The organism is Parasphingorhabdus cellanae (assembly GCF_017498565.1).
In the GTDB taxonomy this organism is placed as follows: domain Bacteria; phylum Pseudomonadota; class Alphaproteobacteria; order Sphingomonadales; family Sphingomonadaceae; genus Parasphingorhabdus; species Parasphingorhabdus cellanae.
This window is the reverse complement of sequence record NZ_CP071794.1, coordinates 2303995-2325188: the sequence shown is the minus strand read 5'-3', so window position 1 is coordinate 2325188 and position 21194 is coordinate 2303995. Positions and strand designations below refer to the sequence as shown.

The following is a 21194-nucleotide window of genomic DNA, read 5'->3' as shown; positions in this document are numbered from 1 at the left end:
CAAATACAAGGATCATTCCATTGGCCCTCAGAAATCGCGACAACGACTGGCGGTCGGATTTGGAAAGAGTGGATGGCGCACGTCCCATGCTGAAGGAACAGTCGCTTTGGGCCATCAAGGTCTATCGTTATGGCCGGTCTGTCGACAGGCGCAATGGCGGCTTTCGGAAATGGCTCGGGACAAAACTATACTGGTTGTCGTTTCGGTTTGTCGAAACGCTCTTTGGTATCAGCCTGCCGAAAGAAGCCAGCGTCGGACCGGGTCTAAGGATCTGGCACTTTGGCGGTATTTTTATCAATCCGGGAGTCGTTCTGGGATCAGGCTGTACGCTGCGTCAGGGCGTGACAATCGGCAATCGGATGGACGGCGGCGGCGTTCCGCATATTGGCGACAATGTCGAAATAGGCGCCTATGCACAGATATTGGGCGACATTCGTATCGGGAACAATTGCAATATCGGCGCATCGGCGGTGGTGCTTTGTGACGTGCCTGACGGCAAAACGGCCGTCGGCAATCCGGCCAAGATTATCTAGAACCGGAATCAGCAAATTTTTGAAAGCCTGCCCCATGAATGCAAATGATGATCCCGCTGATCGCACCAAAATAGCGTATTTGGTCAATCAATATCCGACGATCAGCCACACATTTATCCGAAACGAGATTCTGGAACTTGAGGAACAGGGTTTCGATGTGACCCGAATCTCTGTCCGCGGATGGGATGCGGAGCTCGCGGATGAAGCGGATTTGGCTGAACGGAGCAAGACATCCTACCTTTTGCGGGGCGGTTTGTGGCCGCTGGTCATGGGTTTTATCAAGATGCTGTTCTCCCGGCCGGGCGCGCTTTTGTCAGCATGTAAACTGGCGTTAAAAATGGGCCGCGCCAGCGAACGCCCGATGATGGTACACCTTGTTTATTTGGCTGAAGCCTGCATGCTATTCGGCAAGATGCGCGAGGCCGGTGTAACGCATGTGCACTGTCATTTTGGTACAAATGCTACCGAAGTGGGTATGTTGTGCAGTGCGTTGGGACAGACCTCTTATAGTTTCACCGTGCATGGCCCCGAAGAATTTGACAAAGCCCATAGCCTCAATCTTCGCGAAAAAGTAAAGCGGGCGCGCTTTGTCGCCGCCATATCAGCCTTTGGGCGCAGCCAAATCTTTCGATTTGCCCGCGAGCAGGACTGGCAAAAGGTCAACATCATCCATTGCGGGCTCGGCAGCGAATTTATCAACAGCACCATTTCAAATCCGCCAGCAGCGCCGCATTTGGTGACGGTTGGCCGGTTCGCCGAACAAAAAGGACAAATCATATTGATCCGGGCATGCCATTTGCTTGCTGAAAAAGATGTGTCATTTGAACTGACAATGATTGGCGATGGCGAAATGCGTCCTCAAATCGAGCGAGAAATCGCGCAATATGGTCTGGAAAAATCGATCACGCTTGTTGGCTGGAAAAGCGGTGCCGAAATCAGGGAGATTACGGGCACCTCCAAAGCTCTGGTTGTTCCGAGTTTTGCAGAAGGCTTACCGGTCGTCATCATGGAAGCGATGGCAATCGCGCGGCCGATCATATCCACTTATGTCGCGGGTATTCCGGAACTCGTAAGAGACGGCAGCGAGGGTTTTCTCGTATATGCAAGCGATGCCGAGGGACTTGCCGGCGCGATGGAACAGCTTTTACAGCTCGACGACAGCGCGCTGATAGAAATGGGCGAACGGGCGCGCGAACGGGTTCGGGAACGGCATAATGCCGTGACGGAAGTTGCGAAGCTGAAAGAGCTTTTTCTGGCAATCTAAAAGTGGCGGCTAATTCAGCCGTTACACGCACACCCTTTGCCCTTAGTGCACGTTCTGTCACGAGCAATACAGCTGTCACCGCAGGCTTTGCCTTTACGGCAAACCTTGCAGCAAGCAGAAGTCTGAGCCAACGCAGCGCCAGACGCGCACGGATTAATTTCCGTTGGTCCCAGCAGACCAACAACAAGTGTTACGGCAAGTGCCATAGATTTCATGATATGAGCCCCCAATTAAACTCCTGATCTCCCTTAAAATCAGGTGCAGTTAAAAACTGCGCATCAATGTGTAATGTAAATCATGCCATAAAGTCGACAAGTGAAACACCCAGAATGGTTGGATGCTCACAGCCAACGTCCATTAACTGCTATATGGCCATCAAAAAGGCTTACGGGATACTCAAGACATAGTTAATGTCTACAAAACAGGGGCTTATATCATGGCAATGGCGGAGTCGGAGGGATTCGAACCCTCGATAGGTTGCCCTATACACGCTTTCCAAGCGTGCGCGATCGACCACTCTGCCACGACTCCGCAATGCTTATCAGAATCATCTGGTTGGTCGAAACTCTGACAGCGACGCTTCCCCTAGTGCGCGAAACGCTCTTTCGCAAGAGCTTGGTTGGGGTTAGGGTGCTCGGATGAGAAAAAATATCCTGCTCGCGCCTCTGGCTGCGCTACTCACCATGTCTCCTCTATCGGCGCAAGAGCCACCAAAACAGGAGTTTCCCAGCCCCAATGCGATAGTCGATGCGGCCCCGGCGAGCGACTGGAAAGCCATAGCGGCCAGCGATCTGCTGGTCATGGATCTGGCCCCGGATGCGAAGGGAGACACCCGCCGCGTGATCATCCAGTTGATGCCGCCGCCTTTCTCGCAAGGCTGGATCGGCAATATCCGCAAACTCGCCGCCGCGAAATTCTGGGACGGCACCAGCATCAACCGGGTGCAGGACAATTATGTCGTGCAATGGGGCGATGCCGGCTACGACAATCCGGAATCAGGAGAGGTGGAGCAGAAGGCTTTGCCGGAGGGCTTGGTTGAAGTGCCGGAGAGTGAGTATACCACCCCGACACTACCCGATTTCGCGGGCCCAATAGGCTTTGAAGGTGCTACCGAGCGACAAATTGCTTTTATCAAGACTGCCATGTCTATAGCGCGTCTTCATATGGGTCATTTGGATATCTTCGGGAAAGATCGAGATCCAGATCAAGACGTCAACAACTTTGTTATGGCTCGGATGGCGGATCGCTACTCTGACATTAATTCCTTTGCTGAAGGCTGGCCCGTGGGCGGCAAGCGCGATGACGAAACGCTCAATACAAAATTCTGGCCCGTCCACTGCTATGGCGCGGTTGGTGTAGGTCGCAACCTCTCGCCCAATACCGGCAGTGGTGCGGAACTCTATACCGTCATCGGCCATGCGCCCCGCCATCTGGACCGCAATATCGCGGTGGTCGGACGGATAATCGAAGGCATAGACCATCTTTCCAGCCTGCCGCGCGGCAAGGGCAAGTTGGGTTTTTATGCCGATGCCAGCAAGCGCGTGCCGATCCAGTCGATCCGCATCGCCACCGATATGCCAGAGGCCGAACAACCCCGATTTGAATATCTCAGCACCGAAAGCAAACCTTTCGCGCGCTATGCCGATGCCCGCGCCAATCGCCGGGATCCGTTTTTTATCAAACCGGCAGGCGGCGCGGATATTTGTAATATTCCGGTGCCGGTGCGGCGGGTGAAGGCGGAAGAATGAGATATAATCTACAGGCCTGGTGCCCCTGCGCAGGCAGGGGGCCATCTCGGACGCCATCGATTAGCCGCAACGGTGGGAGATGGACTCCCGCCTACGCAGGAGCACAGACCAAGTGCTTTTCCCCTTTCCTACATCGGGTCAAATCGGCTAGCTTTCTCCCATGACGCATTCATCAATCCTTATGGCTCCACCAGCCGCTGACCCGCTTTTTTCAGCCCTTTCCGGGCGCAAAGATTTTTCCGCTTTAGGGGGTGTGACCCTGTGTGACCCTGATGTATAATTTTAAAAATTTTGCATTGCCGGGCGCCTGTCTTCGCAGCAGCATCTCAGCCCTGTCGGCTTTCCTGCTGCCCGTCGCCCCCGCCATCGCGCAAGATCAAGATGATCCCGCCATCGAGCAACCCGCGCCCACGCCGCAAGAGATACTGGCAGCCGCGCCCGCCGACCATTGGCTGCCGATTCCGGTTCGCGATTTGATGATCCTCACCCTGCCCGATGATGCCGAGGGCAATAAGCGTCAGGCGGTGATTCAGCTGGTCCCGGCCGAGCTTTCGGGCGCGCATGTTCGCAATGTTCGCAAATTTGCCGCCCAGCGCTGGTGGGATGGCACGAAAATATACCGTGTCTCCAAGGATTTCGTCACCCAATTTGGCGGCAATCCCGACAATAAGCAGGTTCCCGAGAATCTCGAAACCGTGCCGGAGAGCGACTATTTCAACGCGGCGCTCGGTGCCAAGCGCGCTACGGACGAAGCCGCGCTGGATGCGGCGGTCGCTTACAGCAACGAATATCAGGGCACGGAAATCCGGCCGCTGATGAAGACAATCTATGAAAACTATGGCGCGAAAGTCGGCTTTGGCGCAGGCTGGCCGATTGGCACCAAGGACGGCAAGGCCTTTCCGATCACCTGCCGCGGGTCCTTGTCTCCGGCCCATTATGATCCGCCCGATGCCGGCACCGGCGCGGAAATCTCGATCATCACGGGCGAAGCGGCGCGTAGCCTGGACATGACCTTTGGCATGGTCGGACGGGTGATTGATGGCCTGGAGCATGTCACCAACCTGCCGCTTGGCACGGCTGCGGGCGGATTTTATGCCGACAAGTCACAGTATATCCCGATCACCTCGGTGCGTCTGGCGAGCGAGCTGCCTCTGGCCGAACAACCGCGCTATGAATATCTCGCCAGCTATAGCCCGTCGCTGCTGCAATATATTGAGGCCCATGGTGGTTATGGGAATATTTGCACCGTTCCCGTGCCGATAAGAAAAGTTGCGGAGTGATGTAATTATATTACGCAAGCCACTCGCGCACGTCACATTTTACTGATATTGGACGCGGATAAGACTCGGCAAAAACAGGAGCCTCCCCATGCGTGTCGGTACCCCGAAAGAAGTGAAAAACCATGAATATCGCGTTGGACTGACGCCGGAATCGGTGCGGGAACTATCCGCCCATGGTCATGATATGCTGGTCGAAACCGGCGCCGGTCTGGGCATTGGCGCGGAGGATGCCGAATATGTCGATGCGGGCGCAACCATTGCCGCCAAGGCGTCCGAGATTTTTGAAAAATGCGACATGGTCGTGAAGGTCAAGGAACCCCAGCCCGCCGAACGGGCGATGCTGCGCGAGGGACAGATTTTGTTCACCTATCTGCACCTTGCCCCCGATCCGGAGCAGACCGCCGATCTCGTCAAATCCAAAGCCATTTGTATTGCTTATGAAACCGTTACCGGCTCGGGCGGATTGCCGTTGCTCAAACCGATGAGCCAGGTTGCGGGACGCATGTCGATACAGGCGGGCGCGACAGCCTTGGAAAAAGCCCATGGCGGCCGCGGCATATTGCTCGGCGGCGTGCCGGGCGTATCGCCGGGCAAGGTCACCGTCATTGGCGGCGGTGTGGTTGGTTTTAACGCGGCGCAAATGGCCGCTGGTCTGGGCGCGGACGTCACCATCCTTGATCGCAATCCCGAAGTGCTGGAAACACTCGGCAACTATTTCGAGGCGCGGGCGAAAACGCGATTCTCGAACAAGGCCAATCTGGCCGAATGTGTCGCTGAGGCGGATCTGGTCATCGGCGCGGTGTTGATCCCCGGAGCCGAAGCACCCAAGCTGGTGACCCGCGATATGCTCTCGACCATGCGGCCCGGTTCGGTGCTGGCCGATGTGGCGATTGATCAGGGCGGCTGTTTTGAAACGTCCAAGGCGACGACCCATCAGGACCCGACCTATGTTGTCGATGATGTGGTCCATTATTGCGTCGCCAATATGCCGGGCGCGGTATCCCGGACATCCACCTATGCGCTGAACAACGTCACCCTGCCCCATGCGCTGGCCATTGCCAACAAGGGTTGGGAGGCGGCCTTGCGTGACGATATCCATCTCGCCGAGGGATTGAACGTGTGGAACGGCCATGTCACCTATCGCGCGGTGGCCGAAGATTTGGGCTATGATTATATGCCGGTGTCAGAGATAGTGGGGCATAAACCCGAATAGAAGGATTTTTCCAAATGGCAGCAGCAGATCAGAAACCACTTGGCTCCGGCTTTCCGGCGAAGAGTGAACCGCAGGACGTGCTGGCTGACATTGACCTGACCGGCAAGATCGCAATTGTCACCGGCGGCTATTCCGGCATTGGCCTGGAAACCACAAGGGCGCTGGCCGCCAAGGGTGCGAAAGTTATCGTGCCGGTGCGCGATGAGGCCAAGGCAGCCGACAATCTGTCGGGCGTGGAGGGCGATGTTTCTTCTGCGACGATGGATTTGTCGGACATTGCTTCGGTGCGGAAATTTGCCGATGCCATGTGTAGCAGCCTGAGTCAGTTGGACCTGCTGATCAACAATGCCGGGATTATGGCGACGCCGCTTGAGCGTGTCGGACCCGGATGGGAAAGCCAGTTTGGCGTCAACCATATGGGTCATTTTGCCCTGACCAAAGGCTTGATGCCCCTGCTCGAAAAAGCCGAAGCGCCACGCGTCGTCGCGCTGTCTTCCATCGCCCATAAACGCAATGGCATTTTGTGGGACGATATTCAGTTCGAAAAGAGCGACTATAATAAATGGACCTCCTATGCGCAGTCCAAGAGCGCCAATGCCCTGTTCGCCAATGCGCTCAGCCGGCGGATGGAGAGCTTTGGCGGACGCGCTTTCTCCGTGCATCCGGGCGGCATTTTCACGCCGCTGCAACGCCATTTGCCGGTGGAGGAGCAGATCGAACTGGGCTGGCTCGACAAAGATGGCGAACCATCGGAGTTGGCGAAAAACGGCTTTAAAACCCCGGCACAGGGTTGCACCACCAGCCTGTGGGCCGCGACATCGCCGCTGCTGGACGACAAGCACGGGCTTTACTGTGAGGATTGCGATGTTGCCCAGTTGATGGACGAAAATTCTCCGCCATATAGCTGTGTCGCACCGCATGCGTGCGATGACGACGACGCTGAACGGCTCTGGGAGCTCAGCGAAACATTGCTGGCTGCGGCGTAAGGAGAGGCCCGGTCATGATGAATGAGCATCTGGGCGACGCCGAATATTCCGGCTTGCTCGTCCGCGATGATGGCGGGTTTGCGCTGCAATCCGATGATGGCCGGCGCTATCGGCTTGAGCTGCTCCGCACGCCGATTGATGAAGTGGAAAAACGCGTGATTGTCACCGGACGGCTCATTTATGATGACCAGATCGAAGCCGAAGGCGTGCGACTGGCGGATGGCGGCTGACGATCATGGGCTTGCAAGAGACCATGCGGCCCGCGCGCGCTGAAGACCTCCCTGCCCTGCACGGCTTGGTGGAAAGCGCCTATCGGGGAGACAGCGCCAAGCGCGGCTGGACGCACGAAGCCGATTTACTCGGCGGGCAGAGAACCGATTTGGAGGCTCTGCGGGAAATATTGGCGGATGAGGATCAGGTCATCCTGCTCGCTATGGACGGTGCTGATATGGCTGGTTGCGTGCAACTCATGCGCGTCAAAGAAGGAGTGGCCTATCTCGGCCTGCTGACGGTTGACCCCGACCGCCAAGCGGGCGGACTGGGCAAGAAATTGCTGGATGCGTCGGAACATTATGTTGCCGAAAACTGGCAGGCGCAGGTGATAGAAATGACCGTCATCCGCCAGCGCGCCGATCTGATCGCCTATTATGAACGGCGGGGATATGGCCAAACCGGCGAGCGGCGCCCGTTCCCGCTTGATGACCCGCGCTATGGCCTGCCGAAGACGCAAGAACTGGAATTTGTGGTGTTACGGAAGGAGATTGGAGAGTGAAGATAGTAATGTGCGGCGATGTTCTGCCCCCATCCCGCGCTCACCCTGAGCTTGTCGAAGGGCCTCAGAGGCGGCTTCGACGAGCTCAGCCTGAGCGCGGCCTTACCCAGCGCGGTTTGTTGATTTGACCTGCCTAAGCCGCCTTGCCCTCAAGCGCCTTTTGCCGGCGGCGCTGCACCGAACTGCCAAGCCCCAAGGCTTCGCGATATTTGGCGACCGTCCGCCGGGCAATGTCAAAGCCCTTGTCCTTGAGCAGCGCGACCAGCTTGTCGTCAGAGAGGATCTTCTTGGGATCCTCGTTATCGATGAGCGCCTTGATATGGCTCTTCACCGCTTCCGCCGAAGCTGCCTCTCCGCCGGTTGATGACTGGATGCCGCTGGTGAAGAAATATTTGAGCTCAAACGTGCCGCGAGAACAGGAGAGATATTTGTTGGACGTTACCCGGCTGACCGTCGATTCATGCATCTCGATCTTGTCCGCGACATTCTTCAACGTCAGAGGCCGCAAATGCGCCACCCCTTCGCGGAAGAAATTCTCCTGCTGCTTCACGATTTCGGTTGCAACCTTGATGATGGTGCGCTGCCGCTGGTCGAGCGCTTTGACCAGCCAGCTCGCATCGGCAAGACAGTCATTGAGCCATTCCTTGGACGCCTTATCCTGCGCCCCGTCTTTCAGTTCGGTGAAATAGGTACGGTTCACCAGCACCTTGGGCAGCGTCGCGCTATTGACTTCGATCAGCCATTTTCCGCTGCGCTCGGCAATGAAAATATCCGGCACAACCGCCTGCACATCGCCGCCGCCAATCTTGCAACCCGGCTTGGGGTCATAGGCGCGAATTTCCGCGATCATGTCCATCAGATCTTCATCATCAACACCGCACATGCGTTTCAGTTGTGGCAAAGCCCCTTTGGCTAACAGATCGAGATTGTCTATCAACCGCGCCATCGCCGGATCATAGCGATCCGCTTCCTTCGCCTGAAGCGCAAGACATTCCGCCAAATCGCGAGCGCCAACACCAACCGGCTCCAGGCTCTGGACCTCGGTCAGGATACGCTTCACATCATCCAGCTGCACGCCCAATCGATGGGAGAATTCCAGCAGATCAGCCTGCAAATAGCCGCATTCGTCAATCTGATCGATCAGATGTTGGGCGATAAACAAATCCGCACCCGACAATATCGCCCCGGCTTGTTCCATGAGATGTTCCGCCAGTGTTGTTTCGGCCACCAGCATATTCTCAAAATCAGGGGCTTCCCCGCCAACAGCACCGCTACCCGAGGAAGCCGTGCCGTTCAAACCAAGGCCCCCGTCCAATGCACCATCGCTTTCACTCAGGCTATTGTTGGAAAATTGATCAGCATTATCCGCCATATCCAGAGTGGATTCGGCCTCAGCCGGACCAGAGGACAATATCTCGTCACTCCCTTGGGTTCCCGGCTCCGGAGGAAGGTCAGCACCATTATCACCGGCATCATCATTCTTTGCGTCAGCGTTCAGCTCACCAGTGTCGAGCAACGGGTTTTTCTCAATTTCTTCCGCAATATAAGTTTCGAGTTCGAGATTAGACAAAGCCAGCAGCTTGATCGCCTGCTGCAATTGCGGCGTCATCACCAATGACTGGCTTTGCCTCAGATCAAGACGGGGGCCCAAAGCCATTATTCTGGCCGTTTCCTGATCATGGGGCGCCTGATCATAGAGCGAAGCCCTCACCCAGATATAACCGCCGAACATTTTCGTCTTTGACCAGCGCTTCAGGGCTGCCCGCAAACAAGACCTGGCCATCATAAATGATGCAGGCGCGGTCAACAATATCCAGCGTTTCGCGGACATTGTGGTCCGTAATCAAAACGCCGATGCCGCGATTCTTCAGCTGCACGACAAGATCGCGAATATCGGAAATTGAAATCGGATCAATTCCGGCAAACGGCTCATCAAGCAATATGATCGAGGGGTCTGCGGCCAAAGCGCGGGCAATTTCACAGCGACGGCGTTCACCGCCGGACAATGCCATCGCCGGAGAACTGCGCAATTTGGTAAGACCAAATTCGTCAAGCAGCCGGTCGAGCGTTTCAGCGCGAACGGCTTTATCATTTTCCACCATTTCGAGGACGGCGAGGATATTCTGCTCAACCGTCATTCCGCGAAAGATCGATGTTTCTTGCGGCAAGTAACCGAGCCCCAATATCGCTCGCCGATACATTGGGAGCGGCGTAATATCTTCACCATCCAACATGATCCGACCGGCATCGGGTCGCACCAACCCCATGACCGAATAGAAACAGGTCGTCTTACCCGCACCATTGGGGCCGAGCAGCCCGACAACTTCGCCTCGCCCGACCGAAAGCGACACATCCGACAATACGGAACGCTTGTCATAGCTTTTCGCAATCGACACAACCGCAAGGCCGTGCTCCATCGCATCGCTTGCCATTGCGGAACCGCGATCGGCCATGGCTGATGTTTCAATTGTGGTCGCGTCGTTCATTGTGGTCCTTTGGTTCCGGTCCTGTTTGAACCCGATTAGATTATGTAATGGTTAACAACATGGCCCAATTTACTCGAAATTGGCAAGCTTTATGCATGATTGATCGAAAATGGTTCTTTTTGGCGCGATTGCGGGTCTGACTAACGCTTACCAACACATTCAGCCATGGAGCAGGCCGATCCGAAAATTAACCTCACTCCATATTGGCTTGCATCTAATCGTTGCGTTGAGGGACAGTGAATGTACCTGAAACACGGCCATTGGAATTTTGCGTTCCAGTACTTGACCCACCGGCCGAACGACCATCAATTGTTGACCGTCCTGAGGCGAGATCGATAATCACACGCCCGCCGGACAATCGATTGGTGTCTTGCGTCAGTGTGACATTGCCTACCAGCGTTATAAGACGCCGGTTCAAGTCATAAATCGCAACATTGCCGGTCGCTGTATCGCCGTCTTTCCGAATGGTCACGCCGCCGGAGGCATCAATCCGGTCGACCTCAATCCCGCCGGTGTTTCGATAGGCCACCGTCATCCGGGCGGAGTTCAAAACAAGCCCGGCTTGTTCGACCCGCACGGCGCCAGATAACACAACACGGTCGGCCCGGTCCTGCACTTCAATCCGGCCGGCGTCGAAATTTACCGGAGCATTGCTGTTATGACCGCCAAAAACCTGTGCAGGGGCTGGCATTGCAAATGCAATGATTGCTGCAGTGGCGATCACCGCACCAGTGGAGGCCGCAAGAAAGGAAGTTTTGATCATCTATTGAACTCTTAATCCGTTTTGAACGATACGCAACTTCGCGTTGCCATCCAGCGTCACCGTGCGTTCCGACATATTGGCTTTCAGGCTGTCTGCTCGAAATGTTCCGATATTGGTCCGCCCCTCGACAGGAGCATCACTTTTCAAAGTCCGGCCTTTCAAATCCACCGTCACATTGTTCGTGGTCAGCCGATATCCGCTGGCACTTTCCACCTGAACGGCCCCCGGTACTTTGACATCTTCCCGGTCCATATCATAACGGCCTTCACCCGCCCGGATCTGGGCCGGGCCATCATTCAACAATATCCGAGCTGAGAGATCTTTCAACTGGACCACCGCTTCACGTGAGCTTTTTTGAACCGCTGATCCTGCTTTGATTGAAAACGGCCGGCCTTGGCTGTCTTCGCCGCGATAAAGGGCTTCGGTCACGCGCATGCGTTCTTTCGCGACATCGACGCTATCCTTGTCGAGAACAAAGCTCAGCTCCCCGCTCATGGTGAAAGGCGCGAGTGCCAACAATGCCCCCAAAGCACCGACGCCCAGTGGCAACAACACCCGTAGCCACCGGATATTGCGATCATGGCTTCCGCCGGGCGAAGCAAACTGCTGGCGTTTCGTTTTGATATGTTCGGTCGTGACGGTCATCTTTATCTATATTTAGGGCACCGGTTAGAATGTATGAAGGCTGAACCTTGTAGCATCTTCAGGGTTGGGAAAATTCAAGCAGGGGAAAATTCAAGCATGGGCAAATATATCTGTTTCGGGCCAACCCGCGATATCAAGACGCGCCCGGTGCGGTAAAAAGTCAAAGCAGGCCTGAGCCATTGCCGTCCGCCCTTCTCTCTCCAACCGGATTTCGAGTTCATCCTTCAGCCGGTGAAGGAAACGAACATCGGATGCCGCATAATCGCGCTGTGCATCACTCAATTCAGGACCGCCCCAATCGCTGGATTGTTGTTGTTTGGATATATCCTGACCAAGCAATTCCCTGACCAGCTCTTTCAAACCATGCCGGTCAGTATATGTACGGATTAGCCGGGATGCGATTTTCGTGCAGAAAACCGGTTCAGCCATCACGCCCATATAATATTCTATCGCCGCCAGATCGAAACGAGCGAAATGATATAATTTTATCCGGTTCGGATCGGCCAATATCCGCTTCAAATTAGGGGCGCTATAGTCGCTATCAGGATTGAAACGAACAAGATGCTCATCACCATTGCCATCTGATATTTGCAATAAGCAAAGCCGGTCGCGCAATGTTTGGAGGCCCATAGTCTCGGTATCAACGGCAACCGCTCCGGTGCCTAATACGCCTTCGGGCAAATCTTCTTCGTGGAAAAATACGGCCATTATGTCTCGCTTTTCTGGGTGTGGCTTGATTGAGTAGCTATGAATAGCCGCTTTTTTTGAACTGAACGACTTCGAATAAAATTTTCCTTGGGTAGAGACACAGTAAACCAGCCAATGACCAGTATCAAAACCAGCGCAATCTGTGCAGCCTGCACGGCAAGTGTTGAAATTATTTCAAAAAATACTTCCATTGGTTATAGTATCTGCCGCAGCATGGACCAAACAGCAAGAACAAGATTGCCGTTTCTATAGTGTTTTATGCGCAGGGATAAAGGGGAAGAATAAGATGACAGACCAATCACCACCGCCGGCTTCAAGCGGGTTTGATATGAACAAAGCGACCATTATTTCTTTGCTTTACATAGCAGGCTTCATCGTTGGCATAACTGGTCTGGTCGGCGTCATTCTTGCCTTTGTTTGGAAAGACGAAGTCGCCGGCACTTGGGAAGAAAGCCATTTGCAGTTTCATATCATGACTTTCGTAATCGGTCTTATTGGCAGTGTAATCGGTGCTATTTTATCCATCATCCTGATCGGAATACCGTTGCTCATTGCCCTAGCGATTTGGGTTTTGGTTCGTTCGATTCTCGCGCTTTTGAAAGCTCAAAAACACGAGCCAATCGACGATCCGAAGACATGGCTATTCTAGATAACCTGTTCGCGCGTGAGCGAGATTGAATAGAAATTAACCCTGTGCGGATTTTTATTCGCATAAGCCTTGGTTTTTCTATATAGTTATGCTGCGCGATATAGGGATTCGCGTAAGAAAATGCTCGTGCCATCGTCCGCTACGACATTTGATTTGATTTATCGGACGAAGTGAAAGACGATTCAAGAATGGGTTTTGATAGAAACCGGCGTGGCAGAGGCCGGGATAAGCGTGATAGCTTTGGTGATGAAAATTTTGATGGATACCAAGGCGATAGCGGTCCACCAGTAGAACGATATACACGACCAGATACCGGTTATAGCGGCGGGCAACGTGGCGGCGGCGGCCATGGAGGCGGGATGCCGGACCAGGTTGTTGGCGAAAGCACCGGCAAGGTGAAATTCTTCAATGCCCAAAAGGGTTTTGGATTCATTGTGCAGGATGCTGGCGGTGAAGATGTGTTTGTTCACATCAGCCAAGTCGAACGCGCTGGCCTGAAAGGCCTCGCCGAGGGTCAAGGCCTGCGTTTCTCTCTGGTCGATCGCGGTGGAAAAGTGTCCGCATCTGATATTCAAATTGAAGGCGATTTGATCGAAGTGGCAGAACCGGCAGCGCGGGAAGATCGCGGTGGACCGCCACAACGTGAGTTGACGGGTGAAAAAGCAACCGGCACCGTCAAGTTTTTCAATAGTATGAAGGGCTTTGGCTTCATCCAGCGTGATGATGGTCAACCCGATGCATTCGTTCATATCTCGGCTGTGGAACGAGCGGGTATGAGCGGTTTGGAAGAAGGTGACAAACTGGAATTTGAATTGGAAGTTGATCGCCGCGGTAAAACTGCAGCTGTTAATCTGATCTCCAAATAATCATCTACTGATATTGTGGAATTTGGCGAGCTAACCGTTCGCTATCTTTGCCGATAGGTAACAAAAATCAAAAGGGCCAACGGATGATTAATTCGTTGGCCCTTTGTTGTGGCTTGTTGTGGCTGAATTACGCGTTTTGAGAACTTTCTAACAGAAACCAAGCACGCTGCTCAGCCTGATCGGTCCAGTCGTCCAGCATACCATCTGTCGCATTGTCACCGGCCTCCCCAGCCAGCTCCTTGGCCGCACGCAAATTTCCCACCAGCGCCAAATTATCTTCGCGAAGCTCTTTGAGCATGTCATCGGCGGACACTTTGTCAGCATCGTTATCGGCTATATTTTGTCGTTTGGAAATATCGCCAATAGATGTCAGTGTTCGCTGACCATTTTTCCGCACCCGCTCGGCTATCATATCCGTCGTCAGCAATATTTGCGCGGCCTGCTCGTCGAACATCAGATGATAGTCGCGAAAATGGGGGCCGGACACATGCCAGTGGAAGTTTTTGGTTTTAAAATAGAGCGCGTAGCTATCTGCTAAAACCGCATTTAGCGAATCTGCCAGCGCTTTTCTCGCATTGTCACCAGTTGTCATATCAATCTCCATCACATTAAGTGGTTTATGAAAACGATATAAGAAGCCAGTCTGATCGAAGCAAACGGATAACATGGCTCTGTCTCATCGGATTTTCCGATATATGCTGTAAAATCAATCGATATTTTATCACTAGACTATGCCCCATGCGCTTAGCACCATTGCAGTACCAATCATCAGAAATATGCCGCCGCCAATATAGCGAATGGACTTGATAGGCAGCATCTCGGCGAGCTTTTCTTGTAACAATAAAGCGGGAACACAGGCCAACATGACACCGACCCATCCGCCGGCGACGGCAAATGCCCAGGCATCAGTCCGCGCTGCCGTCGCCGCCAATATAAACTGCCCTTTGTCACCGAATTGCAAGATGAAAAGACCCAGAAAGGCAGTCCAGAACGGACCCAAAGTCCATTTTTCAAGCAGATCAACAGGCCGCCGCCATAGCACCATGCCAAATCCCGCAAAGAGCAAAGAGAGAGCGTAAAAGAGCCGTAACGGTTCCTCGCTAATCCATTGATTTACCACCGAACCACCCAGTGCAGATATCAAGCAATTGAGCAATGTCGCCAATCCGAGACCCCAGATTATGGGTGTTACTCGGCCATAGCGGATGGCCAGAGCCGCGCATAATATCTGCGGCCGGTCACCAATTTCCGCGATGAGCAACGCAAATAGGGAAGTTAGAAAAGCATCCACAAAGATCGGCCGTTAAGGCTGCCCGCCCAGACGTAGCGCCACATTCGCCAGTAAAGCCTCGGCCATGACGCCGGTAATCGGTCCACATTTCAATGCCTCTCGCATGGCTGCAAGATACGAGTCTGCCACAAGAACACCTGTGCCGCTTTGCAACGCTTGCTGCAGCGCAGATTCACACGCACAGCTTAAATCGTGCAGCGCGGTCAAATGATGTTGTACAGCCTTCTGCCGCACCTGATCGAGATGCATCAGAAATTGCACAGGATGCTTTTCCACCAAAGAAGATGGCATGCCATCCAGTAGGGCAAGCATTTCTGCCTGAACGAGTAAGTTTTGATCGTGATCCATAAAGATGCCTTATTTACCAGCCTACCATGCAAAAATATGGTTAAAGGGCAGTAAATGACGGTCTGACAGTTTCGGCCAAAATATCCTACCGAGTGGATAGCGGCTTTTTCTTGACAATCGCCGTCACTTTCAGCATTAGCGCGCTCAATTACAGCGGATTGCGCCAGGTTTTTGGGCAAATCGCACTTTCGAAAATCTGCTTTTAAGGAATGCGCCATGGCGAAACCAGCCAATGTAAAAATCAAACTCGTCAGCACGGCGGATACCGGCTTTTTCTATGTAACCCGCAAAAACCCGCGCAACTTGACCGAAAAAATGGTGCAGCGGAAATATGACCCGGTCGTGCGCAAACATGTCGAGTTCAAAGAAGCGAAGATTAAATAAGCGCTTTTTGCGAAAAATCTGAAAATCTGAATTGTGATTACCGTTGCAGGACGCCCTGTACCGATTCGATAAACTTCGCCACCGATATAGGCTTTGAAACATAAGCCTCAGCCCCGGCGCTCAAAATTCGGTCTTCATCGCCTTTACCGGCATAGGCCGTAACCGCCATAATCGGGATGATTTTAAGCTGCCCGTCGCTTTTGATTTGCTCGATCAGTTCCAGTCCACTCACATGGGGGAGCTGGATGTCCATAATCACCAGATTAGGCACGAAACTGCGGGCTTTGTCTATTACCTCGCGGCCATCCTTAACTGGTTCGACGACAAAATCATGCGCGCGCAGCAGGTCACAGAACAGTTTCAGGTTCAGCTCATTATCTTCTACGACCAGAACTCTTTTTGCCACGGTGTGACTTGCCCCTTCCAAACGCCCAGTTAACCCTTTAGGCGAAAGCCGGAATGGAAACAAATAGCAATATCTCCGCAGAAACCGAAATATTGGCGCTAAAGGCGCTTGGCTGGGTCTTGCAGGATGAAGATCGCGCCCAACGACTATTGGCGTTAACTGGACTGGATCCCAGAGAATTACGCTCTGGTTTGGAAGACCCGGCAATGCTGTCCTCGCTCTTGGGTTTCCTTGCCAACCATGAACCCGATCTCGTTGCTTGCGCGGAATCTATCGGTGTTTCTCCTGATAAACTGGCTGCTGCAGCCCATTACCTAAACAATCCCGGAGATTTTTCATGAGTCAAAAGCCGCTCCTTATCAGCGACTGCGACGAAGTTTTACTGCATATGGTTGTGCCTTTCCGTGAATGGCTGGACGCTGACAAGCACATAAATTTCGATCTTGAATCTGGCAGTTTTGTCGACGCCCTGCGCCACAAACATGATGGTACATTGGTGCCTCAGGATGCCGTCTGGCCGATGCTAAAGGAATTTTTTGACAGTGAGATGTATCGGCAGGGCGCAATAGATGGCGCGGTGGAAGCGATAAACAAGCTCGCGAAAACAGCTGATGTTGTGATCCTCACCAATTTGCTCGACGACCGCCGTGAAGCCCGCGCCGAGCAATTGCGAGCCGTCGGCATCGATTTTCCGGTCTATTGCAATCAAGGCGGCAAAGGTGAACCGCTCGCGAAAATTGTCGCTGACCATGACCCCAGTGTGACGGTCTTTGTCGATGATCTAGGGCATCAGCATGGCAGCGTCGCCAAACACGCGCCTGATGTCTGGCGATTGCAGATGGTTGGCGAACCGATATTGACCAAGCATATCAAGACCAACCCTGCCGCGCATAGCCGCATAGACCTTTGGTCCGATGCCCTTGAATGGATTATCGATAAATTTGAGACTGGAAAACCGGCCCCAGCCATTGATTTGACGCCGGAAGAGCTTGACCAGTTTGCGAAGACATGATTGATTTAGCGCCATGACAGATAATATTGAAAAAGCATTGAACGACAAGGGCATAGAGCTTCCCAAAGCCGCTGCGCCAGTCGCATCCTATGTCCCGGCCGTCGAAGTAAACGGCCTCTTGCACATTAGCGGTCAGGTATCGATGGCTGATGGCAAGCTGATTACCGGTCGGCTCGGCGATGGCATGACCCTTGAAGAAGGGCAGCAAGCGGCCAAAGCCTGTGCCTTGATGATTGCAGCGCAGATAAAGCTGGCCTTGGGTTCGCTCGACCGGGTTGACCAGATCGTCAAGCTTGGCGTCTTCGTCAACAGCACAGCTGACTATGCAGACCATCCGAAAGTGGCCAATGGCTGTTCCGATATGATGGAAGTCATTTTCGGTGCTGCCGGACAACATGCCAGAGCCGCAGTTGGTGTCGCTTCGCTACCGCTGGGCGTTGCGGTAGAGGTGGACGCTATTGTCGCTATCAAGCCGGCTTGATGCGCTGCTGGCGCCGGCACCCGAATCGGCCCGGGTCGCGTTTCTGAAAGGTCAGCCCTATGCCCATCGCGGACTTCACGGCAAGGGTGTATTGGAAAATAGCCCTGCGGCCTTTGATGCAGCGATAAAACTGGGCCATGGCATTGAATGTGATGTGCAGGCCGCCGAAGATGGCACTGCCTTTGTTTTCCATGATTTTGAGCTGAGCCGGCTGACGGCGCGAAAAGGCCAGCTTGCAAAAATGCGCGCAAGCGACATCGACCAGATCGATCTGAATGAAGGTCATGGCAAAATCCCGCGCTTGCGCGCCACATTGGCGCAAGTGGCTGGCCAAGTACCAATATTGATTGAGATTAAATCCAACGATATGCGCGTTGGCCCGCTTTGCCTTTCGGTGCGTCGAGCGCTTGAGGGCTATACGGGAAAAGCGGCGATTATGTCATTCAATCCTTTGGTATCCGCCTGGTTTCGCAAAAATGCGGCGCATATCGTGCGCGGACTGGTGGTGACCGAGGAAGGTAGCAAAAACCTGAAAGGGCGGATCGCGCGGCATCAAAGCCTGTGGACGGCCAAACCGGATTTTCTGGCTTATGACGTGCGGGACTTTCCGTCGTCATTTGCTGCTGCCAACCGCACGAGAGGCCTGCCCGTCGTCACCTGGACCGTCCGCACAGCGCAACAGGAGAAAACGGCAAACCTTCATGCCGACGAACCGGTTTATGAGATACCGCAGACCTGATAATATGATAGCTCATGTCTGATTCCCCTTCACCGCCAACCGGCACATCTCCCGGCATTGTTGCACGCGTAGCCGATGATATCGCCAGCCTGCCTGCAGAAGCATGGGATGCCTGCGCTGGCACGGCCAATCCTTTCATATCCCATGCTTTCCTGTCAGCGATGGAGGAATCGGGCAGCGTGGGCCCTGGAACAGGATGGAAATCACTGCCCATCGTCATCGAGGATGACGCGGGCAAGATAGCGGCCTGCCTGCCCAGCTATCTGAAATCCCACAGTCAGGGTGAATATATTTTCGACCAGCAATGGGCTCATGCCTTTGAAAATGCCGGCGGGCAATATTATCCGAAAATCCAGATTGCTTCCCCTTTCTCGCCTGTGCCGGGACCACGCCTGTTGCTGAAGGACGAAACCATGGCTGTACCGCTGTTGCGCGCTGCCGAACAGTTGGCAGCCAGTAATGGTATCTCATCGGTCCACGCGACTTTTGTAGCTGAAAACCAGCTCGATTTTTTCCGTGAAGCCGGATGGATGATCCGCGCAGACAGCCAGTTCCACTGGCGCAACGATGGTTACACCAATTTTGACGATTTTCTCGCGGCCCTGTCATCCCGCAAGCGCAAGGCAATAAAAAAGGAGCGACGAAAGGCGCAGGAAGCGGTCGAAATCATTCATGTTTCGGGTGATGCCATTACCGATGAGCATTGGGACTATTTCTGGGAATTTTATCAGGACACGGGCGCGCGCAAATGGGGAACCCCCTATCTGACCCGCGCCGCATTTGATCTTCTGCACCGGAAAATAGGTGAAAAGCTGTTGTTGATCCTGGCGCTTCAGGACGGCATCCCGATTGCAGGCGCGCTGAATGTGATTGGCGAAGAGACTCTATACGGCCGCTATTGGGGCTGTAGCCGCGATGTGCCGTTTCTGCATTTTGAAATTTGCTATTATCAGGCAATTGACGCGGCGATCACGCGGGGCCTGAAATATGTGGAAGCGGGTGCGCAGGGCAGCCATAAACTGGCACGTGGCTATCAACCCGTGCCAACCTGGTCCGCTCATTATATTGTTGATCCCGGCTTTCGGTCGGCCATAGCCGATTATCTGGACCGGGAACGGCGGGCGGTTGCCGCCGATATCGAATTTCTGGCCGAAATGGGACCGTTCAAGAAATCCGGTTAATTCCATGCCCCACGCTCAGGGTGAGCGCGGTGTTTATACTCTAGGTAATCAAGCGGCGCGGCGCGAGGTTTCCTGCAACCAGCTGCGGGCTTCGCGCTGTGCTTCGGCAATTTCGCGGGCGGTCATCTCGAGTGAAATCTCTGCGCGGCAGACTTTGCTTTCATCGTGGCCGGATAGCGATGCCAGATTGAACCATTTATGTGCTTCGATCAGATCAACGTCCACACCTTCCGAACCGGTGGAATAGATTACACCGAGATCAAAATATGCATTGCTGCTGCCCCGTGCCGCTTCTGCGAGCCGGCTTTCTATCAAAAAGGCTGCGCTTTTCATGCTATTGCCCATAGTCTTCAAGTCCCTGTTCCTGTTGCGCCTCATTTGGCGACGGATGGACTTTCACAGCAATTTCTTAAAAGAATGGTTAACAAGTCCGGCAAAAACTTGCTGTTTGGACCTCCAAAACGTCAAAAAACCGACATTTTACATGTTTTTGCAAGGTTAACGCATCCCGCACAGGCTTTAGGTTACAGCGATATTGTCGATCAATCGGGTGCTGCCGATATGCGCTGCGGCCAACAAACGGGCTGGTTGATCAAAAATAGCCATATTTTCAAGTGTTTCGGCATTTCTAAGCTCAAAATAATCGACGTTGTGGAAGCCTGATGAAAGCAATTTTACCTTCGCATCACGCAAAATGACCTCAATGTCACCATCCTTTACGATTGCTTCAGCGGCGTCACCCATGGTGGCAGGCAAAGCAACTGCCTGCGCACGCTGTTCCGGCGTCAAATAGGCGTTACGTGACGATAGCGCGAGACCATCCGCATCGCGAACCGTTGGCACGCCGATAATATCATGCGAAAAATCAAGATCACGCGCCATGCGGCGTATGACTGCTAACTGCTGATAGTCCTTTTCGCCAAAAAAGGCGGCATCCGGTCTGATCTGGTTGAACAACTTGGCCACTACCGTCGCCACTCCATCAAAATGACCAGGCCGCGATCCGCCGCATAGGCCAGCGCTGACCCCGCTCACGCTGATATTTGTGGCAAAACCATCGGGGTAGACCTGATCGACAGTTGGCACCCAGAGCAGATCCACACCGGCAGCCTCCAAAAGCGCGGCATCTGCTGATTCTTGCCGCGGGTAGGCGTCCAAGTCCTCGCCCACGCCAAATTGTGTAGGATTGACGAAGATCGAGGCTATAACGGCATCGCATTGCTTCATAGCGGTTTCAACCAGATGCATATGCCCAGCATGAAGCGCACCCATAGTCGGAATCAAACCCAGATTGGATCTGCTTTGCCGCAACTCTCGCAGAGCAATACGAAGCGGGCTGAGCTTTCTTATAATTTGCATGAAGCCTCAAACATCATTAGATTTTACGCCTGACATCTTGCGAACTATGATGCGATGGTCCAACTATCGCAACAGCAATT

27 protein-coding genes and 1 tRNA gene are annotated in these 21194 nt (G+C 53.7%); 16 read left to right on the top strand and 12 right to left on the bottom strand.

The features are described 5' to 3' along the window. Positions 1–20 precede the first annotated feature (20 nt). Positions 21–533, top strand: coding sequence for a serine O-acetyltransferase (locus tag J4G78_RS11125; protein ID WP_207986636.1), 513 nt, complete (start codon positions 21–23; stop codon positions 531–533). 34 nt (positions 534–567) lie between these two features. Further along, positions 568–1797, top strand: coding sequence for a glycosyltransferase (locus tag J4G78_RS11120; RefSeq protein WP_207986635.1), 1230 nt, complete (start codon positions 568–570; stop codon positions 1795–1797). A 443-nt stretch (positions 1798–2240) separates the two neighbouring features. On the opposite strand, the gene J4G78_RS11115 is transcribed toward J4G78_RS11120, so the two are convergent. Then, a tRNA-Ser gene (locus tag J4G78_RS11115) sits at positions 2241–2328 on the bottom strand. Positions 2329–2435: 107 nt separating this feature from the next. Here J4G78_RS11115 and J4G78_RS11110 point away from each other — a divergent pair. The 6 genes from J4G78_RS11110 (at position 2436) to J4G78_RS11085 (ending at position 7796) form a co-directional block, all read left to right on the top strand. Further along, entirely contained in the window at positions 2436–3545 is a 1110-nt protein-coding gene (locus J4G78_RS11110; protein ID WP_207986634.1) for a peptidylprolyl isomerase, read from the top strand. Positions 3546–3817: 272 nt separating this feature from the next. Then, on the top strand, positions 3818–4825 hold the full coding sequence (locus J4G78_RS11105; protein WP_207986633.1) for a peptidylprolyl isomerase: 1008 nt from the start codon (positions 3818–3820) through the stop codon (positions 4823–4825). Between the two features lie 88 nt (positions 4826–4913). Further along, positions 4914–6038 (top strand): alanine dehydrogenase, encoded by a 1125-nt coding sequence (gene ald, locus J4G78_RS11100; RefSeq protein ID WP_207986632.1) that lies wholly within the window; start codon positions 4914–4916, stop codon positions 6036–6038. Positions 6039–6052: 14 nt separating this feature from the next. Further along, positions 6053–7024: an oxidoreductase gene (locus J4G78_RS11095; protein WP_207986631.1), complete on the top strand. Its 972-nt coding sequence runs from the start codon at positions 6053–6055 to the stop codon at positions 7022–7024. A gap of 14 nt (positions 7025–7038) precedes the next feature. Beyond that, positions 7039–7254, top strand: coding sequence for a DUF5818 domain-containing protein (locus tag J4G78_RS11090; RefSeq protein WP_310737205.1), 216 nt, complete (start codon positions 7039–7041; stop codon positions 7252–7254). Positions 7255–7259: 5 nt separating this feature from the next. Next, positions 7260–7796 (top strand): GNAT family N-acetyltransferase, encoded by a 537-nt coding sequence (locus J4G78_RS11085; protein ID WP_207986630.1) that lies wholly within the window; start codon positions 7260–7262, stop codon positions 7794–7796. Positions 7797–7929: 133 nt separating this feature from the next. Here J4G78_RS11085 and rpoN read toward each other — a convergent pair whose 3' ends face one another. The 5 genes from rpoN to J4G78_RS11060 all read right to left on the bottom strand — a co-directional run bounded on the left by rpoN (position 7930) and on the right by J4G78_RS11060 (position 12398). Next, entirely contained in the window at positions 7930–9453 is a 1524-nt protein-coding gene (gene rpoN, locus J4G78_RS11080; RefSeq protein ID WP_207986629.1) for an RNA polymerase factor sigma-54, read from the bottom strand. A 34-nt stretch (positions 9454–9487) separates the two neighbouring features. Beyond that, the gene (lptB, locus tag J4G78_RS11075) at positions 9488–10249 is read right to left on the bottom strand and encodes an LPS export ABC transporter ATP-binding protein (protein ID WP_243457323.1); all 762 of its coding nucleotides are present in this window, start codon (positions 10247–10249) and stop codon (positions 9488–9490) included. Positions 10250–10496: 247 nt separating this feature from the next. Further along, complete coding sequence (locus J4G78_RS11070; protein ID WP_375140368.1) at positions 10497–11042, bottom strand: LptA/OstA family protein; 546 nt, start codon at positions 11040–11042, stop codon at positions 10497–10499. Between the two features lie 3 nt (positions 11043–11045). After that, complete coding sequence (gene lptC, locus J4G78_RS11065) at positions 11046–11690, bottom strand: LPS export ABC transporter periplasmic protein LptC (protein ID WP_207986626.1); 645 nt, start codon at positions 11688–11690, stop codon at positions 11046–11048. 90 nt (positions 11691–11780) lie between these two features. Further along, positions 11781–12398 carry a ribonuclease D gene (locus tag J4G78_RS11060; RefSeq protein ID WP_207986625.1) on the bottom strand — a complete coding sequence of 206 codons (618 nt, stop codon included), beginning with the start codon at positions 12396–12398 and terminating at the stop codon, positions 11781–11783. Positions 12399–12561: 163 nt separating this feature from the next. Here J4G78_RS11060 and J4G78_RS11055 point away from each other — a divergent pair, with 163 nt between their 5' ends. Together J4G78_RS11055 and J4G78_RS18345 are read left to right on the top strand one after the other, a co-directional pair. Then, positions 12562–13047 (top strand): DUF4870 family protein, encoded by a 486-nt coding sequence (locus J4G78_RS11055; protein WP_243457062.1) that lies wholly within the window; start codon positions 12562–12564, stop codon positions 13045–13047. Positions 13048–13235: 188 nt separating this feature from the next. Beyond that, entirely contained in the window at positions 13236–13913 is a 678-nt protein-coding gene (locus J4G78_RS18345) for a cold-shock protein (protein ID WP_207986624.1), read from the top strand. 127 nt (positions 13914–14040) lie between these two features. On the opposite strand, the gene J4G78_RS11045 is transcribed toward J4G78_RS18345, so the two are convergent. The 3 genes from J4G78_RS11045 to J4G78_RS11035 form a co-directional block, all read right to left on the bottom strand. Beyond that, positions 14041–14505: a Dps family protein gene (locus J4G78_RS11045; protein WP_243457061.1), complete on the bottom strand. Its 465-nt coding sequence runs from the start codon at positions 14503–14505 to the stop codon at positions 14041–14043. A 132-nt stretch (positions 14506–14637) separates the two neighbouring features. Beyond that, positions 14638–15204: a TMEM165/GDT1 family protein gene (locus J4G78_RS11040; RefSeq protein ID WP_207986623.1), complete on the bottom strand. Its 567-nt coding sequence runs from the start codon at positions 15202–15204 to the stop codon at positions 14638–14640. Between the two features lie 12 nt (positions 15205–15216). Continuing rightward, complete coding sequence (locus tag J4G78_RS11035) at positions 15217–15552, bottom strand: hypothetical protein (RefSeq protein ID WP_207986622.1); 336 nt, start codon at positions 15550–15552, stop codon at positions 15217–15219. Between the two features lie 216 nt (positions 15553–15768). Between J4G78_RS11035 and rpmG the strand changes: the two genes are divergently transcribed. After that, positions 15769–15936, top strand: coding sequence for a 50S ribosomal protein L33 (rpmG, locus tag J4G78_RS11030; protein ID WP_066741431.1), 168 nt, complete (start codon positions 15769–15771; stop codon positions 15934–15936). Between the two features lie 37 nt (positions 15937–15973). Here rpmG and J4G78_RS11025 read toward each other — a convergent pair whose 3' ends face one another. Continuing rightward, positions 15974–16342 (bottom strand): response regulator, encoded by a 369-nt coding sequence (locus tag J4G78_RS11025; RefSeq protein ID WP_207986621.1) that lies wholly within the window; start codon positions 16340–16342, stop codon positions 15974–15976. A gap of 53 nt (positions 16343–16395) precedes the next feature. Here J4G78_RS11025 and J4G78_RS11020 point away from each other — a divergent pair, with 53 nt between their 5' ends. From J4G78_RS11020 to J4G78_RS11000, 5 genes are read left to right on the top strand one after another with little or no spacing between them, the layout of a single operon-like run. After that, positions 16396–16683, top strand: coding sequence for a DUF3572 domain-containing protein (locus J4G78_RS11020; protein ID WP_207986620.1), 288 nt, complete (start codon positions 16396–16398; stop codon positions 16681–16683). Beyond that, positions 16680–17354 carry an HAD family hydrolase gene (locus tag J4G78_RS11015; RefSeq protein ID WP_207986619.1) on the top strand — a complete coding sequence of 225 codons (675 nt, stop codon included), beginning with the start codon at positions 16680–16682 and terminating at the stop codon, positions 17352–17354. The genes J4G78_RS11020 and J4G78_RS11015 overlap by 4 nt, the downstream gene beginning before the upstream one ends. 13 nt (positions 17355–17367) lie before the next feature. Beyond that, entirely contained in the window at positions 17368–17835 is a 468-nt protein-coding gene (locus J4G78_RS11010; protein WP_207986618.1) for a RidA family protein, read from the top strand. Further along, positions 17813–18574, top strand: a complete 762-nt coding sequence (locus J4G78_RS11005; protein WP_207986617.1) for a glycerophosphodiester phosphodiesterase family protein — start codon at positions 17813–17815, stop codon at positions 18572–18574. Before J4G78_RS11010 ends, J4G78_RS11005 begins: the two co-directional genes overlap by 23 nt. A 14-nt stretch (positions 18575–18588) precedes the next feature. Next, positions 18589–19755, top strand: a complete 1167-nt coding sequence (locus J4G78_RS11000; RefSeq protein ID WP_207986616.1) for a GNAT family N-acetyltransferase — start codon at positions 18589–18591, stop codon at positions 19753–19755. Between the two features lie 48 nt (positions 19756–19803). Here the strand turns inward: J4G78_RS11000 and J4G78_RS10995 are convergent, their stop codons facing one another. Both J4G78_RS10995 and panC read right to left on the bottom strand, forming a co-directional pair. Beyond that, positions 19804–20100, bottom strand: a complete 297-nt coding sequence (locus tag J4G78_RS10995; protein WP_109354674.1) for an SEL1-like repeat protein — start codon at positions 20098–20100, stop codon at positions 19804–19806. 174 nt (positions 20101–20274) lie between these two features. Further along, complete coding sequence (gene panC, locus J4G78_RS10990) at positions 20275–21114, bottom strand: pantoate--beta-alanine ligase (RefSeq protein ID WP_207986615.1); 840 nt, start codon at positions 21112–21114, stop codon at positions 20275–20277. Between the last annotated feature and the right edge of the window lie 80 nt (positions 21115–21194).

What these genes read in the sequence shown, in the direction of transcription:
- rpoN (WP_207986629.1), bottom strand. Translation starts at nt 9,453, where the DNA reads ATGGCTTTGGGCCCCCGTCTTGATCTGAGGCAAAGCCAGTCATTGGTG.
- J4G78_RS11035 (WP_207986622.1), bottom strand. Translation starts at nt 15,552, where the DNA reads ATGGATCACGATCAAAACTTACTCGTTCAGGCAGAAATGCTTGCCCTA.
- rpmG (WP_066741431.1), top strand. Translation starts at nt 15,769, where the DNA reads ATGGCGAAACCAGCCAATGTAAAAATCAAACTCGTCAGCACGGCGGAT.
- panC (WP_207986615.1), bottom strand. Translation starts at nt 21,114, where the DNA reads ATGCAAATTATAAGAAAGCTCAGCCCGCTTCGTATTGCTCTGCGAGAG.
- J4G78_RS11095 (WP_207986631.1), top strand. Translation starts at nt 6,053, where the DNA reads ATGGCAGCAGCAGATCAGAAACCACTTGGCTCCGGCTTTCCGGCGAAG.
- J4G78_RS11060 (WP_207986625.1), bottom strand. Translation starts at nt 12,398, where the DNA reads ATGGCCGTATTTTTCCACGAAGAAGATTTGCCCGAAGGCGTATTAGGC.
- J4G78_RS11085 (WP_207986630.1), top strand. Translation starts at nt 7,260, where the DNA reads ATGGGCTTGCAAGAGACCATGCGGCCCGCGCGCGCTGAAGACCTCCCT.
- J4G78_RS11090 (WP_310737205.1), top strand. Translation starts at nt 7,039, where the DNA reads ATGATGAATGAGCATCTGGGCGACGCCGAATATTCCGGCTTGCTCGTC.
- J4G78_RS11020 (WP_207986620.1), top strand. Translation starts at nt 16,396, where the DNA reads ATGGAAACAAATAGCAATATCTCCGCAGAAACCGAAATATTGGCGCTA.
- J4G78_RS11110 (WP_207986634.1), top strand. Translation starts at nt 2,436, where the DNA reads ATGAGAAAAAATATCCTGCTCGCGCCTCTGGCTGCGCTACTCACCATG.
- J4G78_RS18345 (WP_207986624.1), top strand. Translation starts at nt 13,236, where the DNA reads ATGGGTTTTGATAGAAACCGGCGTGGCAGAGGCCGGGATAAGCGTGAT.
- J4G78_RS11015 (WP_207986619.1), top strand. Translation starts at nt 16,680, where the DNA reads ATGAGTCAAAAGCCGCTCCTTATCAGCGACTGCGACGAAGTTTTACTG.
- J4G78_RS11105 (WP_207986633.1), top strand. Translation starts at nt 3,818, where the DNA reads ATGTATAATTTTAAAAATTTTGCATTGCCGGGCGCCTGTCTTCGCAGC.
- lptC (WP_207986626.1), bottom strand. Translation starts at nt 11,690, where the DNA reads ATGACCGTCACGACCGAACATATCAAAACGAAACGCCAGCAGTTTGCT.
- lptB (WP_243457323.1), bottom strand. Translation starts at nt 10,249, where the DNA reads ATGGCCGATCGCGGTTCCGCAATGGCAAGCGATGCGATGGAGCACGGC.
- J4G78_RS10995 (WP_109354674.1), bottom strand. Translation starts at nt 20,100, where the DNA reads ATGGGCAATAGCATGAAAAGCGCAGCCTTTTTGATAGAAAGCCGGCTC.
- J4G78_RS11120 (WP_207986635.1), top strand. Translation starts at nt 568, where the DNA reads ATGAATGCAAATGATGATCCCGCTGATCGCACCAAAATAGCGTATTTG.
- J4G78_RS11010 (WP_207986618.1), top strand. Translation starts at nt 17,368, where the DNA reads ATGACAGATAATATTGAAAAAGCATTGAACGACAAGGGCATAGAGCTT.
- J4G78_RS11000 (WP_207986616.1), top strand. Translation starts at nt 18,589, where the DNA reads ATGTCTGATTCCCCTTCACCGCCAACCGGCACATCTCCCGGCATTGTT.
- ald (WP_207986632.1), top strand. Translation starts at nt 4,914, where the DNA reads ATGCGTGTCGGTACCCCGAAAGAAGTGAAAAACCATGAATATCGCGTT.
- J4G78_RS11045 (WP_243457061.1), bottom strand. Translation starts at nt 14,505, where the DNA reads ATGACAACTGGTGACAATGCGAGAAAAGCGCTGGCAGATTCGCTAAAT.